This window comes from Phenylobacterium sp. RIFCSPHIGHO2_01_FULL_69_31, from assembly GCF_001824475.1.
Taxonomy (GTDB): domain Bacteria; phylum Pseudomonadota; class Alphaproteobacteria; order Caulobacterales; family Caulobacteraceae; genus Phenylobacterium.
Genome location: NZ_MHXN01000003.1, coordinates 294834 through 309264 on the forward strand (window position 1 = coordinate 294834; position 14431 = coordinate 309264).

Here is a 14431-nt window from a genome sequence, read left to right on the forward strand (position 1 = left end):
GGACCCGCGCGGCGCTGCGGGCGAAGCTGGGGTGCCGAACCGCGGACCTTCTCGCCCTGACCAAGTCCGAGCGGGCCGCCTGCGACGAGGCGCTGGCCAAGGGCGCCGAGACCGCGCCGACCTACGCGGTCGTCAGTCCCAAGCTCAAGAAGGTGTTCGACAAGACCTTCGCGTGCCCGAAAGGCGATGTCTGGTGCGAGTACCGCATCGGCAAGGCGCCCTACCCCGGCCTGCTCGCGCCGCGGAAGCCGCGGGACCCGTCCTGGGACCAGGACTGAACCCGACGTCCCGCACTCGGTCTAGGCCACGGTAAACGAGGCAGACTTCAGGTCGCGGCTGTTGCCGCCCGCCATCACCGTGAACTTGCCCGGCTCCACGACCCGCTTCATGTCGATGTTCCAGATGGAAAGGTCGGCCGGCGTGAGCTCGAAGGCCAGGGTGCGCGTCTCGCCGGCGGCCAGGGTCACGCGCCTGAACTTCTTCAGCTCCTTCACCGGCCGGGTCACCGACGCGGCCTCGTCGCGGAGATAGAGCTGCACCACCTCGTCACCGGCCCGCGAGCCGGTGTTCTTCACATCCACCTCGACCCTAACGCTCTCGCCGGCGCCGATGCTGGCGCGCGACGGCCGGGGCGCCCCAATCTCGAAGGTCGTGTAGGAGAGGCCGAAGCCAAAGGGATAGAGCGGGGCGGCGTCGGCGAAGAGGTAGCCGCGGCGGGCGCTGGGCTTGGCGTTGTAGAGCACTGGCAGCTGCCCCGCGTTGCGGGCGACGGTCACCGGCAGCTTGCCGCCCGGATTGACCCGGCCGAACAGCACGTCCGCCACCGCGTGCCCGGTCTCCTGCCCCAGATACCAGCCCTCGATCAGGGCGTCGGCCTTCTCGGCCAGCAGGTTCACCGACAGGGGCCGCCCGTTGAGCAGCAGCACGATGGTGGGCTTGCCCAGGGCGAAGATGGCCTTGGCCAGGTCGTTCTGCTGGCCGATCAGATCCAGGCTGTCGCGGTCGCCCAGATGGTTGTCCGCCCAGGCCTCGCGGCTGGTCTGTTCGTTGTCGCCCAGCACCATCAGGACGACGTCGGCCCTCTTGGCGACCTCCACGGCCTCGGCGATCAGCCGCGCGTTCACCGCGGGATCGACCAGCTTGACCTCGTCGGCGGCCCAGACCCGGCTCTCGGTGATGCGGACCGCCTCGGCGTAGTCGACCTGGAACCGGCCCTTGGCCTCCGCCTGCAGGCCCTCCAGCACGCTCACCACCTTGCGGGGGATATCGCTGTAGCCGCCGATGGGCGTATCGCGGGCATGCGTGCCCAGCACCGCCAGGCGGCCCACCTTGCCGGCGTCGAGTGGCAGCAGGCCCTTGTCGTTCTTGAGCAGCACCATCGCCTTGGCGGCGGCCTGCCGGGCCAGGGCGATGGCGTCGGGCGTGGCGGTCAGCCGGTCGGCGTTCTTCAGGTCGCCGTAGGGGTTCTCGAAGAAGCCGCCCTCGAACTTCAGCGTCAGGACGCGGCGCACGGCGGCGTCGATCTCGGCCTGGCTGATCCGGCCCGCGCGCACCAACTCCGGCAGGCGGTTGAAGGCCTCGCCATCGGGCAGTTCGACGTCGACGCCCGCCTTGATCGCCGCCACCGCCGCATCGTCCGGCGTCTCGTACATCTTATGGCGGGTGACCATCTCGCGGATCGCGAAATAGTCGCTGAGGGTTGCGCCCTGGAACCCCCACTCCTCGCGCAGCACCTCGTGCAGCAGCCAACGATTGGCGTGCGAAGGCACGCCGTCGATCTCGTTGTAGGAGGGCATCACCGCACGGACGTTGGCCTCCTTCACCGCCCGCTCGAAGGGCGGGAAGAAGTTCTCGCGCAGGGTCCGTTCCGAGATCTGGGCCGGCCCGATGTTGGTCCCGCTCTCCGGCTGGCCGTGCCCGGTCATGTGCTTCAGCGTGACGAACACCTTGTCCTTGGCCAGCGGCAGGGTGCGCCCCTGGAAGCCGCGGATGGCGGCCAGGCCGATCTCCGCGCAGAGGTGGGGATCCTCGCCATAGGTCTCCTCGATCCGGCCCCAGCGCGGATCGCGCGCCACGTCCACCACCGGCGCGAGCGCGATGTTGGAGCCGCGCAGCCGCATCTCGCGGGCGGTGACCGCGAAGACCTTCTCGACCGTCTCCGGGTCCCAGGTGGAGGCCAGGGCGATCGCCTGCGGGAAGCTGGTGGACTCGCGGGCCACATAGCCGTGCAGCGCCTCGTCGTGCATCAGCAGCGGGATGCCCAGGCGGGTCTTCTCCATCGCCCATTTCTGCGCCGCGTTGATGTAGCGGGCGGTCTCGGCGGGTGTGCGGTTGATGGTGCCCGGCTCAGCGCCCGCGAAGGCCCCGGCCTTGGCGCCGCGACGGTCGGAGGGCCGGGAGATCTGGCCCAGGCCATGGGGAAACGCCTTCGACGCCGCCTCGGCCGAGAACTCCGCCTCGGAGGTCTGGATCTGCTCCTTGTTCAGCCAGATGCCGACCATCTGGGCTACCTTCTCTTCCAGCGTCATGCGGCCGAGGAGGTCGTCGACGCGGGCCGCGATTGGCGCGGTCGGGTCCTTGTAGAGCGGCGGGGCGGCGGCCGCGGCCCGGGCGGCGGGCGCCGCGAGCGCTCCGGCAAGGACGGCGAGGCTGGCGCCGAAGCGGCGGCGGGTCAGAGGGGTCATGTCAGTCTCCGTCCGGCCTGGCCGGGCTATAGGCATAGAGTCCGAAGGTCACGCCGACGAAGCCGCCGGCCGTCTTGGTCGAGAGGATCGTGCCGTCCTGGTCGGCGGCCAGGGTGATCCAGCGGCCGGGCGAGCGTGCATAGGCGAAGTCGTACTTTCCCCCCCGGGCGGTGATGCGCAGGTCGAGCGGCGCGCCGGCGGGGACCTGAGCTGTCGCGACGGTTGCGCCATGCTCGGGATCGCGCGGGCCGGCCCGGCGCTCCAGGGCCACGACGGCCGCGCCGCCCCTCCGCGTGACGGTGAGCGCATAGAAGAAGTCGCTGCTTTGCAGGGCCGCCAGGCCGGCGCGGTCGCCGTCATGCTCCGGCGTGAACCGCACGCGGGTGACGGCCTCGGCCTCCACGTGCTGCTGGCGGCGCCCGGCGTAGGCGGGCTGCCCCTTGCCGCCCAGTGGCTCGGCGCCGGCCAGGACCAGCGCGCCGCCCTCAAGGCGATGCCAGGACCCTCGCGGCGTGCGGATCGTCATCCACTCAGGCCCCAGGGCCTCGCCGTCGAACTCCTCCCGCGCAGGCGGCGTCCTCGCGGACGCCGGCGGAAGGTCCGGCCGCCGATGCACCCGCGGGATCGCCTGGCCGGCCGGCAGGATCACGGGCCAACCGTCGTCCGTCCACTTGACCGGCAGCAGGAAGGTTTCGCGGCCGGTGTTGTAGAGGTCGCCGGCGTACGGCTGGGTCGCCAGGAAGCTGGCCCACCACTCGCCCTTGGCCGTCTCGACCAGCTGGGCATGGCCGGCGGAGGTGATCGGGTGCGGCCGGTCGAGGGGCAGGCCGCGCTGGGTCAGGATCGGGTTTCCGGACCACGGCTCGTAGGGTCCCAGCACGTTCCGACTGCGCAGGATCACCTGCGAGTGGCCCTCCGCCGTACCGCCCTCGGCGCAGCTCAGATAGTACCAGCCGCCCCGCTTGAAGATGTGCGGCCCCTCGATCCAGATCGGCTTGGTCGAGAGATCGACGCCGCCGTTCACCAGCACCTTGCGCGGGCCGATGGGCTTGCGGGCGGCGAGGTCGAATTCCTGGATCCAGATCGCCCGATGACCCTCGTATAGCGGCGTCCCCTCGGGCGGGCCGTTGTTGAGGATCCAGGTGCGGTCGCCGTCGAAGACGAACGACGGATCGATGCCCTCAATCTCCTTGATCCAGATCGGATCGGACCACGGACCGGCGGGGTTCGTCGCCGTGATCAGGTAGTTGCCGCCGCAGTCGACGCAGGTGTTCAGGATGTAGAACGTCCCGTCCCGGTGGCTGATGGTCGGCGCGAACACGCCCCGCGACAGGCCCCGTCCCGTGAAGTCGAGCTGACCCGGCCGGTCGATGGCGTTGCCGATCTGGGTCCAGGTGACCAGGTCGCGGCTCCGGAACACCGGCAGCCCCGGGAAATAGGCGAAGGTCGAGGTGACCAGGTAGAAGTCGTCACCGACCCGCGTGAGGCTGGGGTCGGGATGGAAGCCGCGCAGGATCGGATTCCGGTATTCCCCGGGCTTCAGCGGCGTGGCGTCAGCGGGATCATGGCCGCGATATTCGAACCAGTCGAAGCGCGCCTCGGACGCGGCCCTCGCGGATTCGACCAGGGCGAGCGCCAGGGCCATGCCTGCGCCTAAGGTGAGGATCTGCCTCCGCGACACCGCCGCCACGCGCCCTCCTTACGTCTCCTCGGGCGGTCTTGCGCCGCCGTCTGTATGACGTTGTGCCGGACGTGGTCAGACCTTTCAAGCGGAAATGTTAGCGCTCACATGAGATCGATACGCATCCAGGCCGACAGCATCTCGCCGGGGGACAGCACCCGCATGCCGTGCGCCGCGGGATCGATCATGTTCAGGGCGTTCGGCGCGTGGCTGACCGGCTCGACGCAGAAGAAGTCCTCCGCCGGCGGCGCGAAGACGTGCAGCCAACCCAACTCCGGCGAGGCGGTCACCTCAAGGCTCGGCCGGCCGGGACCCAGGTCGATCCGCGCAGGACCGGTCCAGCCTGTGTGGCAGTGGTCCACAAGACGATCGCTCCGCACCGGCGCCCCATCCGCCCACGGCGCGGCGGCCACCAGCTCCGTCGGCAGCAGGTCGGCGGATGACTGCCAAAGACCGGTCGTCCGGGCCGTCAGGCGCGCCGTCGCGCTGTGCGGAAAATAGGGATGGAACCCCACGCCGAACGGCCCGGGGGTGTCCACCGCATTCAGAACGCTCACCTCGAAGGTCGAACCATCGGGGGTCAGCCGGAACGTCTGGCGGGCCCGATAGCGCCACGGCCATTCGGTCGCCGCGGGTTCGAAGACCAGGGTGACGAAGTCCGCGCCCTTCGCCTCGACCTGCCAGACCGCACGCCAGCCGTCGCCGTGCAGCGGATGGGCCTGGCCGGCCATGTTCCGGCTGAGCGCGGCGGTCCGGCCCGCGAAGGTGAACCGCCCGTCCGCGATGCGGTTGGCGTAGGGGACCAGCGGAAAGCAGGCCGTCTCCAGCACGTCAGTGGTTCCGTCGGGCGTCGGGCGCAGCAGGTCCTCCCCCTCATGGGTGAGCGACAGGATCGCGCCGCCGAGGTCTGGATCGAAGGCCAGCCGCAGGTCGCCCGCCTGGAGCGTGTCTCGCGCCATGCCCTGCCCCGCCTAGGCCGGCCGCAGGAACGGCAGGGCATTGGCCTCCCGCAGGATCGCCTTCAGCGCATCGTTCCCCTCAAGCGGCGCGTAGCGGGCCCGGAGCGCGGCGAGCGACTTGGCGTGGTATTTCTGCGGCGGCTGGGTGTAGGGCGCGCCGGCCAACTCGATGGTGAACTCCGGGTCGCCCTCCATCAGGGCGGCGGCGTTGGCCGTGGACCAGGGCAGGAAGTAGCGGCCCACATAGGCAAGCAGCGGCGCCATCGTCGGCTTCAGGCTCTCCCAGTCCTCGAACGGCCCGTCGACGCGCGGCTCCAGCATGCGATGGCACCAGTCCAGCACCGCCGGCCCCCGGGCCCGGATCATGCCGCCGCAGGTGGGGTCGACCGAACACTCGTAGAGCTGCGCCGACAGCCCGAAATCCCCGAAGGATGGCCGCGCCCCGAACAGGTACTTCCGCGTGGCCAGGTGCGGTTCCAGGAGGTCCAGAAGCTCCAGGTAGTAGGCGGTGATCAGGGGCGCGTTCGCCTCGCTGGAGCCGACGAAGTGGCCCCGCCCGGTCATCCGCTCGCGGATCATCTTCGTCCGCGCGGCCACCTGCTCGTCCGTGCCGTGCGGCAGGCTCAGACGCCCCAGGGTCTGGGCGGAGGCTGCCTGGTCCACATCTGCGTACCAGCGGTGATGGAACATCAGCTTGTTGCCCCACTCGTCGCCGAACTCCTCGAGAAGGGCGGAGAGGAAGGCGAGCGCCGGATCGTCCGGATGCATCGACGGCTCGGGGAACCGCGCCTCGACGGCCTCGAGGATCGGGGTCGAGTCCTGCAGCCCCTCGTCGTCCGGCGTCGCCACCGTGGGCACGATCGGCAGCTTGGCGTAACGCCTGTAGGCCTCGTCGGAGTCCGCGTTGCGCGGGACCCATTCGTGCGGAACGCCCTTGAACCGGAAGTACGATCGCACCTTCACGGAATAGGGCGACATCTCCGAGCCGAAGATGCGGTAGGGCGCCGTCATGAACTTCCTCCCGAGACCAGAACAGACATTCTGGTTCTTTACCGCCGCCGCCCGGTCACCCGGCCCGGCGCCTCAATCCTTCCGGCCGCCGGCCGCGTCGTCGATGCCGAGGTAGCGCATCAGCATGAGGCTGAGCTCGTCGTGCAGCTCGGGATCGTCGGCGGCCCAGGGGCCGGGGCCGTGCAGCATGGCCGAGATGATCTGGCCGTGCATCATTCGGATGGCGAGCTGCGCCCGCCGCCGCGTTCGCTCGTCGACGGCGACCCCGCGCGCCGTCAGCAGCTGCACCACGAACTCGGCCTCGATCGCCTCGATCCGTCGCATGGGCGGCCAGACGTTCTGGCCGCGGAGGCTGAGTTCGAAGAGAGCCCGATAGTAGCCCTCGATCCCCCGCATGGTGCGGGCCGTGTTGCCCGCCAGCCGCCGTAGCAGCTCCGCGAGCGTCTCCTGCTTGCGGGCCGGGTCCTCGAAGAACCTGGCGATGTTGGCCTCGGCGCGGGTCGCCATGTCCGCCTGGAGCGCCAGGAAGAAGGCCTCCTTGTCCTCGAACCGCCGATAGAAGCTGCCCACCGAGCAGCCGGCGCGCTTGGCGATGTCGGTGATGTGCGTCTGCCAGAAGCCCGCCGCGGCGAACGCGCGCTCGCCCGCCCTCAGCAGCCGGTCCCGCTGTTCGCGGCTCCGGTTCTGATAGGCCGGTCGCGTCCAGGTCGGATCGGACCCGCCGTCGTCCGGCTTCGGTTTCGGCATCTGGACCTTCCGCTGCTCACCCCGCGGTTTAGCCGCCCCTCGCGGCCTTTCCAATCCGCGCCGGATCAGCGCCGGGGCGAGCGGCGGACCGTCAGGGGACGGGCGGCGGGGCGAGCAGGTCCTGAAGGTACTTGTCGGCGAAATCGGTCCGGATCTGGATCCACAGCGGCCTGTGGTCCGACATCTGCCAGGTGCGCCATTTCCGGAACAGCTTCTCGCGCGTGTCGGCGTGGAAGCGAGGGTCCGACTCGGGATCGGACGCCGGCATGAACGCGTCGTAGATCGGCAGGTCCTCCTCGCGGAAGACGTCGGCGAACATGTCGACCATCCCGCCCCCGACGCATTCGAACCGCGGATCCTTCACCCGTGTGGCGATCTGGTCGTAGAAGTGGTCGCCCGTCTTGCGGACCTTGGCCCCGTCGATCTGCTTGGGGACCTGGAAGCCGTTGCTGACCAGGGCCTCCATGGTCTTGTGCTTGGGGCTGACGACGTTGAAGTCGCCCAGCACGATGTAGTTCTCGACCGCGCCGCTCACGTCGCGCTCGGCGTCGTTGTCGTCGTCCTGCCGCTTGGCGAAGAACTCCACCAGCCGCTCGATCTCGGCGATGCGCTGCTTCAGCTTCGCCCCGCTGTCGGCGCCGTAGTAGATGTGGACCGTGCAGAGGCTGAAGCGGAACCAGCCGGACTGGAAGGCCACCAGGAACGGCGTCCGGGCAAACTGCTGCTTCACTTCCTCGTACTGGTCCTTGACCTTGGCCGCAGCCGCTGCGGTGGGCTCGGCCGCAGGCGCAGCGCCCTTCGGGGTCTTCACCTTCTTCTGCGCCACGACCAGCTGGCCTTCGGGCAGGACCACTTCGCCCGCGATCTTCCGAAACCAGACCTTCTCGGTGTTGAAGACGAACGCCATCCGCTCGTCGTTGCCGCCGTGGCCCTCCGTGGCGTCGGTGGCGATGTAGTCCCACTCCCGACCGAGGATCCGCATCAGCTTCTCCAGGCCCGTGAGGTCGCGGTTCACCTCCTGGAGCGCCACGAGGTCGAAGCACGAGATGATTTCCGCCAGGTAGTAGTAGCTCTCCGGCAGCCGCGGGCCGTAGCCGAACTTGTTGGACTCGAAATCCCTGATGTTCCAGGTCGCCAGCAGCAGCGTGTCGTCGCTCTTGCGCTTGCGTAGGTCCTGCAGCGACGCCCGCATCTTCAGCAGGCGCTCGGCGCACCGTCGCCCGCCCGTGGGCTCACGCGCCAGAAGGCGCCGCAGGTCGACATAGTTGTTGCTCATAGCGACCCCCATCTTCGTCCGGGAAGTAGCTCCCAAGAACACAACCATGGCAAGAAAATCCGCTGCGGCTCGCGACGAATGTCCCACGTCGCGCCAAGCCTTCAGTTTTCAGCAGCAGCGCCAAATCGTCATTTGTGTATAAAAGCCCATCAACTGAGTCATCGCGAATCCCAAAGCCTCGCTTCCGGCCACTTTGCTCTAAAGGAGACGCGCTTAGCCTGTATTTGATGCAATATCGGAAACCCGCCTCAATCCACCTCGCCATCTCGTCTTTCCACGTTGCGGTATGCGCAGGCCGCATCTCACGTGCCCCCAAGAACAGCCGGTGGAGAGACTCCGGACTGTCCAGGGGGAAGCGCCGCGAGGGTCAGGATCTTGGCCGAAGGAGCGGGGCGAGTGCGGGTATTCAAGAGGACGTTTCTGCTGGCGGGCATTTCGGGTCTCGCCCTTGCGATGGCGGATACAGCGGGGGCGGCCGAGGCAGCCGCCGAAGCCTCCGTCATCGACGAACTGATCGTCACCGGCACCCGGTCGACGGCGCGGACCGTGACCACCAGCCTGGCGCCGATCGACGTGCTGAGCGCCGAGGTGCTGGAGAAGAGCGGCAAGCAATCGACCCGCGACCTGATCTCCACGCTGGTGCCCTCGGCGAACACCTCCAATTCCGGCGCCGGGGCCAGCTTCGCCATCAAGACGGTGTCCCTGCGCGGCCTGGCCAGCGACCAGACGCTGGTGCTGGTGAACGGCAAGCGGCGGCACAACACCGCCATCCTGTTCGTCAACGGCACGACCCAGGCCGGCCAGTCGCCGCCGGACCTCGACCTGATCCCCTCCTCGGCGATCCAGCGGATCGAGGTGCTGCGCGACGGCGCCTCGGCGCAGTACGGCTCGGACGCCCTCGCCGGTGTGATCAACATCATCCTCAAGGACGATGCCGAGGGGGGCTCGTTCACGGCCCTGGCCGGCACGACGCTGCAGGGCGATGGCGAGACCCTGCAGGGCTCGCTGAATTACGGCATGGGCCTGGGTGAGAGCGCCTTCCTGAACCTGACGCTGGATGCGCGCACCACCAACCTGGTCGATCGCGGCAAGTACACGCCGGCCACCGCCAACCTCTACTTCCCGATCGCGCCGGGCGTTCCGGACCCGCGCGAGCAGACCATCGATCGGCACGTCTCACACCCCGGCGCGCCGGCGTCCCAGGTCTATTCGCTGGGCTACAACACCGCTTGGGACGTGAGCGAGACCGTCAGGCTCTACAGCTTCGGCACTGTGTCGAGCCGGAACTCAGCCGCCTGGCTGACCTTCCGCGCGCCCAGCGCCTTCAACAACAACGCGACGGTCTATCCCGACGGCTACTCGCCGCGCCTGTTCCTCAAGGACCGCGACTACCAGACGGCGGTCGGGGCCAAGGGCTCGGACCTGTTCGGCTTCGACTGGGACCTGTCCACGTCGCTCGCCCGCAACAAGGTGGGCTACTACGAGAACTCCCTGAACGCCTCGTACGGCCCCGCCTCGCCCACCTACTTCTATCTGGGGACGCTGACCTTCAAGGAATGGACCAGCAACTTCGACGTCAGCCGCGAATTCGACTTCGGTCTCGCCAAGCCGATGTTCGTGGCCGCGGGCGCCGAGTATCGCGAGAGCGAGTTCGTCATCACCGCGGGCCAGCCGGAATCCTACGACACCGGCCCTTTCCGCTATCCGGCCGGCCATCCGCTGGCCACGAACCCCGCCGCCGTCGCCGGCGGCGCGAACGGCGTCTCGGGCTTCCCGCCCAACACGGCCGGCACGTTCAAGCGCAACAACAAGAGCCTCTACCTCAACATCGAGCAGGCCCTGACCGACAACTTCGAGATCTCGCTCGCCGGGCGCTACGAAGACTATTCCGACTTCGGCACGGCCGAGACCGGCAAGGCGTCGCTGCGCTGGGAGCCGATCGAGGGCTACGCGATCCGCGCCACCGCCTCCACCGGCTTCCGGGCGCCTTCACTGCAGCAGCAGCACTACGGATCGGCCAGCACGATCAACGTCGCCCTGCCCGGCCGCCCCGCGCAGCTGGGCCCCTCCCAGATCCTGCCGACCAACAACCCGGCCGCGATCGCCCTCGGCGCCAAGCCGCTCGAGCCGGAGAAGTCGACCAACTACTCCGTCGGCCTGGTCATGCAGCCGCTGCCAAGCCTCAACGCCACCGTCGACGTCTACGAGATCGAGATCCGCAACCGCATCCTGCAGAGTGAGCAGCTGGGCCCCAATGCGGCGGTCAGCGCGGCCCTCATCGCCGCCGGCCTGCCGGGCGGACAGGCCGCGTTCTACTACGCCAACGCCGCGGACACGACGACCCGCGGCCTGGATGCGGTCATCGACTACCGCTCCGACTTCGGGGAGTACGGCTCGGTCAAGTGGACCCTCAGCGCCAACTTCAACAAGACCAAGTTCGACCGCATCACCCCGCCCCCGCCCATGCTGGCCGCGGCCGGCCTCGTTCTGGTGGGCCGCGGGCAGATCGGCAACTTCACCGTCGGCACACCGCGGAACAAGCAGATCGCCTCGGCGGAATGGACGATCCAGAAGTTCACCGCCAACCTGCGCATCACGCGCTACGGCAAGGTGACCCAGCGAAACTCGGCGAACCCGAACCTGGACGAGACCGTCTCGCCCACCGGGATCGTGGACCTGGACCTGGCCTACGACCTCACCGAGAACCTGCGGGTCTCGCTGGGCGCCAACAATCTGACCGATGTGCTGCCCGACATCGTGCAGCCTGCGAACCGGGGGGCGGCGACGGGCCCATTCTCCTACTTCAACCAGTTCTCCCCCTTCGGGATCGCCGGTGGGTTCTACTATGCCAAGGTGATCGCGAAGTTCTGAGGCGGCGGTGGGGATCCGGGGGCGTTCGATGCGTAAATCTCCTCGCGGCGGCGTGGATCGCCGGCGGTTGCTGTCGATGGGCGGAACGGCGATCGCCGCGTCGTCCCTGGCCGCGCCGGCGGCCGTCGGCGCGCCCTCCAAGGATCGGCCGGCGGTGCGGCAGGTCACGGTCACGGAGGGGACGAACATCGCCGTCTCCGCCGCGCCGGACGGACGGACCCTGGCGTTCGACCTCTATGGCGTGATCTGGACCATCCCGGTCGCAGGCGGCCCGGCCCGGCGGCTCACCGACGACCTCACCGACGGCGCCCAGCCCGACTGGTCGCCGGACGGCAAGCGGCTGGTGTTCCAGTCCTATCGCGACGGCTCGTTCCAGATCTGGACGGTCGGCGCCGACGGGACCGGGCTCAGGCAGCTCACGGAGGGACCGTTCGACTGCCGCGAGCCGCGCTTCTCGCCAGACGGCAAATCCATCGCTTTCGCGTCGGATCGGACGGGCGCCTACGCCATCCACGTCCTGGACCTCGCCACGGGCGCCATCCGGCTGTGGGCCACCGCCGAGGGCCAGGCCTGCGAGCCCGCCTGGTCGCCCGATGGGCAGCGCATCGCTTTCGCGGTAGAGCGGGCGCGGGTCGAGATCGTCGACGCCGGCGGGAGCCGCTCGGTCGGCCCTGCGGTGAAGGCGTCGGCCGACCGGATGAACCCCGTCGAGCTGCACAGCCCAGCCTTCACTACGGACGGCACAGGGATCGTCTATCCGCTGCTCGCCAACGGCCGGTCCGAGATGATCGGGCCGGAGAGGGCCCTGGTCTCGGGGGAGGACGTCTTTCCGTTCCGCCCAGCCTGGCTGCCCAACGGTGACATGGTCTATTCCGCAGATGGCAAGATCCGGCGCCGGACCCCGGCCGGGCAGGTCAGCGACATCCCCTTCAGCCTCTCGGTTCCGGTCACCCGGCCGAACTACAGGAAGCGCCAGCGGGACTATGACGGCGCGGGGGCGCGGCCGGTCGTGGGCATCGGCAGCCCGGCCCTGTCGCCGGACGGGTCGCAGGTCGTCTTCCGGGCCCTGAACGCCCTGTGGCTGCTGCCGCTCGGCGGCAAGGCCAAGCGGCTGGTCGATGACGGGTTCTGGGTCTGCGACCCGGCGTGGTCGCCCGACGGCAAGACGCTGGCCTATTCAACGGACCGCGGCGGCAAGCTGGACATCTGGCTGCGCGACATGGCGAGCGGCGCCGAACGTCGGCTGACCACGCACAAGGACGCCGCCGTCTCGGCCGCCTGGTCGCGCGACGGCAAGACGATCGCCTTCCTCGACCAGAACGGCTCGCTCCACACGGTCGACGTGGCCGGCGGCCAGATCCGGCAGGTGTTCGGCGCCATCTGGGAGCCCGGCAAACCCACCTGGAGCCCCGACGGCAAGACCCTGGCCCTCGCGGCCTTCAAGCCCTATGCGGCCCGGTTCCGCGAGGGGCTGAGCGAGATCCTCACCATCGACGTGGCCACGGGCGCGGCGACCTACCAGCCGGTGTTCCCACACAAATCTCTGGGCACGCGCGGGGACGACGGCCCGGTCTGGTCGCCCGATGGCAAGAGCCTCGCCTTCGTGTTCGCGAGCCGCCTCTGGACCGCGCCGGTGGACGCCCGGGGCGTCATGACGGGCCCGCCCAAGGCCTTGAACGCCGAGGTCACCGACGCTCCCACCTGGAGCGGCGACAGCCGCAAGCTCCTCTACCTCTGCAACGGCGAGCTCCGGCTGATCGACGCCACGGGCGGGGCGCCAACCACCGTCGCCGACGGGATCACCTGGGCCACAGCCAAGCCGAAGGGCCGCCTCGTCATCCGCGCCGGCCGCCTCTGGGACGGACTGGCCGCGAGCGCCCGCAAGGACGTCGACATCGTCGTCGTGGACAATCGCATCGCCGAGCTCGCGCCGGCCGGCGTGCCCGTGGGGGATGCCCGGACCATCGACGCCCGCGACGCCACCGTGATCCCCGGCCTGGTGGAGATGCACGCCCACCGCCAGATGCAGGGCTACGCTTACGGCGACCGCGAGGGGCGCCTGTGGCTGTCGCTGGGCGTCACCACCGCCCGCTCCCCGGGCTCGCCCGCCTACCACATGGTCGAGGACCGGGAAGCCATCGACGCAGGGCTCCGCCTCGGCCCGCGCTACTTCTCCACTGGCGAGGCGATCGACGGCGGGCGGATCTACTACAACTTCATGCGGCCGGTGACCGAGCCGGGGCAGATGGACCTGGAGCTCTCGCGGGCCAAGGCCCTGGGCTACGACCTGCTGAAATCCTACGTCCGCCAGCCGCTGCAGGCGCAGCGGGACATCACCGCCTGGGCCCACGCCGAGGGCATCCCCGTCACCTCGCACTACCACTACCCGGCCCTGAACTTCGGCCTGGACGGGATGGAGCACATCGGCGCCACCAGCCGCACCGGCTATTCGCGCACGGTGAGCCAGCTGGGCGTCAGCTACGAAGACGTCACGGCTCTGTTCGCGGCCAGCGGCGCGCGCCGCACCCCGACGCTTTTCACCTCCTCGGTCCTCTACGCCCAAGACCGCTCGCTGGTGGACGATCCGCGGACCCGGGCGCTCTACCCGCCGTGGGAATACGCCAAGCTGCAGCAGCGCGCGGCCCAGCTCCGGTCCGCCGACGTCAGCGCGCCCCTGGCCTCGCTCGAGCGCAACGTCGCGCACCTGCGGGCGATCCTGAAGGGCGGCGGCCGCGTGGTGACCGGCACCGACTCGCCGATCGACTTCAACGGGATCAGCCTGCACATGAACCTGCGGGCGATGGTCAGGTTCGGCATGACGCCCGTGGAGGCTCTCACCACCGCCACCCGCTACGCCGGCGAATTCCTGGACCAGCCGCTGGGGGTCATCAAGCCCGGGATGCTGGCCGACCTGGTCGTGACCGAGGGCGATCCCCTGACGCGGATCGAGGACGCCGCCGCCGTCCGCCACGTGATCAAGAACGGCGAGGCGTACGACCTGCCGGCGATCCTCGGGCCGTTCGCCAGCCTGAAGACGGCCCAGGCGACGCCCGTGCGCAGCGCGGCGCGCGCGGCGCCCCCCGGGCTCTGGTGGCACGACGCCGCCTATGTGGAGTCCGGCCGCGCCGCCTGCTGCGTGGATGGCTTCTGCGCCGTCGGCGCCGGCGGCCGCCGGATCTTCCGGGCGACCGAGGTCTGAGCC

At 69.5% G+C, this 14431-nt stretch carries 8 protein-coding genes and 1 pseudogene; 3 read left to right on the plus strand and 6 right to left on the minus strand.

The genetic code is table 11. The features are described 5' to 3' along the window. Positions 1–278: pseudogene (locus A2790_RS01610) on the plus strand (hypothetical protein); the annotation flags it as partial. A gap of 21 nt (positions 279–299) precedes the next feature. Here A2790_RS01610 and A2790_RS01615 read toward each other — a convergent pair. The 6 genes from A2790_RS01615 to A2790_RS01640 all read right to left on the minus strand — a co-directional run bounded on the left by A2790_RS01615 (position 300) and on the right by A2790_RS01640 (position 8358). Then, complete coding sequence (locus tag A2790_RS01615) at positions 300–2684, minus strand: glycoside hydrolase family 3 N-terminal domain-containing protein (protein WP_293386961.1); 2385 nt, start codon at positions 2682–2684, stop codon at positions 300–302. 1 nt (position 2685) lies between these two features. After that, positions 2686–4329 carry a glycoside hydrolase family 43 protein gene (locus A2790_RS01620; RefSeq protein ID WP_293386962.1) on the minus strand — a complete coding sequence of 548 codons (1644 nt, stop codon included), beginning with the start codon at positions 4327–4329 and terminating at the stop codon, positions 2686–2688. A 140-nt stretch (positions 4330–4469) separates the two neighbouring features. After that, a complete protein-coding gene (locus tag A2790_RS01625) occupies positions 4470–5324 on the minus strand; it encodes an aldose 1-epimerase (RefSeq protein WP_293386963.1) in 855 nt (284 codons plus the stop codon). Between the two features lie 12 nt (positions 5325–5336). Continuing rightward, positions 5337–6335 carry a glutathione S-transferase gene (locus tag A2790_RS01630; RefSeq protein WP_293386964.1) on the minus strand — a complete coding sequence of 333 codons (999 nt, stop codon included), beginning with the start codon at positions 6333–6335 and terminating at the stop codon, positions 5337–5339. Between the two features lie 72 nt (positions 6336–6407). Next, entirely contained in the window at positions 6408–7082 is a 675-nt protein-coding gene (locus A2790_RS01635) for a TetR/AcrR family transcriptional regulator (RefSeq protein ID WP_293386965.1), read from the minus strand. 91 nt (positions 7083–7173) lie between these two features. Beyond that, on the minus strand, positions 7174–8358 hold the full coding sequence (locus A2790_RS01640) for an endonuclease/exonuclease/phosphatase family protein (protein WP_293386966.1): 1185 nt from the start codon (positions 8356–8358) through the stop codon (positions 7174–7176). A 396-nt stretch (positions 8359–8754) separates the two neighbouring features. On the opposite strand from A2790_RS01640, the gene A2790_RS01645 reads away from it, so the two are divergent. Both A2790_RS01645 and A2790_RS01650 read left to right on the plus strand, forming a co-directional pair. Continuing rightward, positions 8755–11229 (plus strand): TonB-dependent receptor, encoded by a 2475-nt coding sequence (locus A2790_RS01645; RefSeq protein WP_293386967.1) that lies wholly within the window; start codon positions 8755–8757, stop codon positions 11227–11229. A 28-nt stretch (positions 11230–11257) separates the two neighbouring features. Then, positions 11258–14428, plus strand: a complete 3171-nt coding sequence (locus tag A2790_RS01650) for an amidohydrolase family protein (protein WP_293386968.1) — start codon at positions 11258–11260, stop codon at positions 14426–14428. Positions 14429–14431: the final 3 nt, after the last annotated feature.

What these genes read in the sequence shown, in the direction of transcription:
- A2790_RS01615 (WP_293386961.1), bottom strand. Translation starts at nt 2,684, where the DNA reads ATGACCCCTCTGACCCGCCGCCGCTTCGGCGCCAGCCTCGCCGTCCTT.
- A2790_RS01620 (WP_293386962.1), bottom strand. Translation starts at nt 4,329, where the DNA reads ATGGCCCTGGCGCTCGCCCTGGTCGAATCCGCGAGGGCCGCGTCCGAG.
- A2790_RS01625 (WP_293386963.1), bottom strand. Translation starts at nt 5,324, where the DNA reads ATGGCGCGAGACACGCTCCAGGCGGGCGACCTGCGGCTGGCCTTCGAT.
- A2790_RS01630 (WP_293386964.1), bottom strand. Translation starts at nt 6,335, where the DNA reads ATGACGGCGCCCTACCGCATCTTCGGCTCGGAGATGTCGCCCTATTCC.
- A2790_RS01635 (WP_293386965.1), bottom strand. Translation starts at nt 7,082, where the DNA reads ATGCCGAAACCGAAGCCGGACGACGGCGGGTCCGATCCGACCTGGACG.
- A2790_RS01640 (WP_293386966.1), bottom strand. Translation starts at nt 8,358, where the DNA reads ATGAGCAACAACTATGTCGACCTGCGGCGCCTTCTGGCGCGTGAGCCC.
- A2790_RS01650 (WP_293386968.1), top strand. Translation starts at nt 11,258, where the DNA reads ATGCGTAAATCTCCTCGCGGCGGCGTGGATCGCCGGCGGTTGCTGTCG.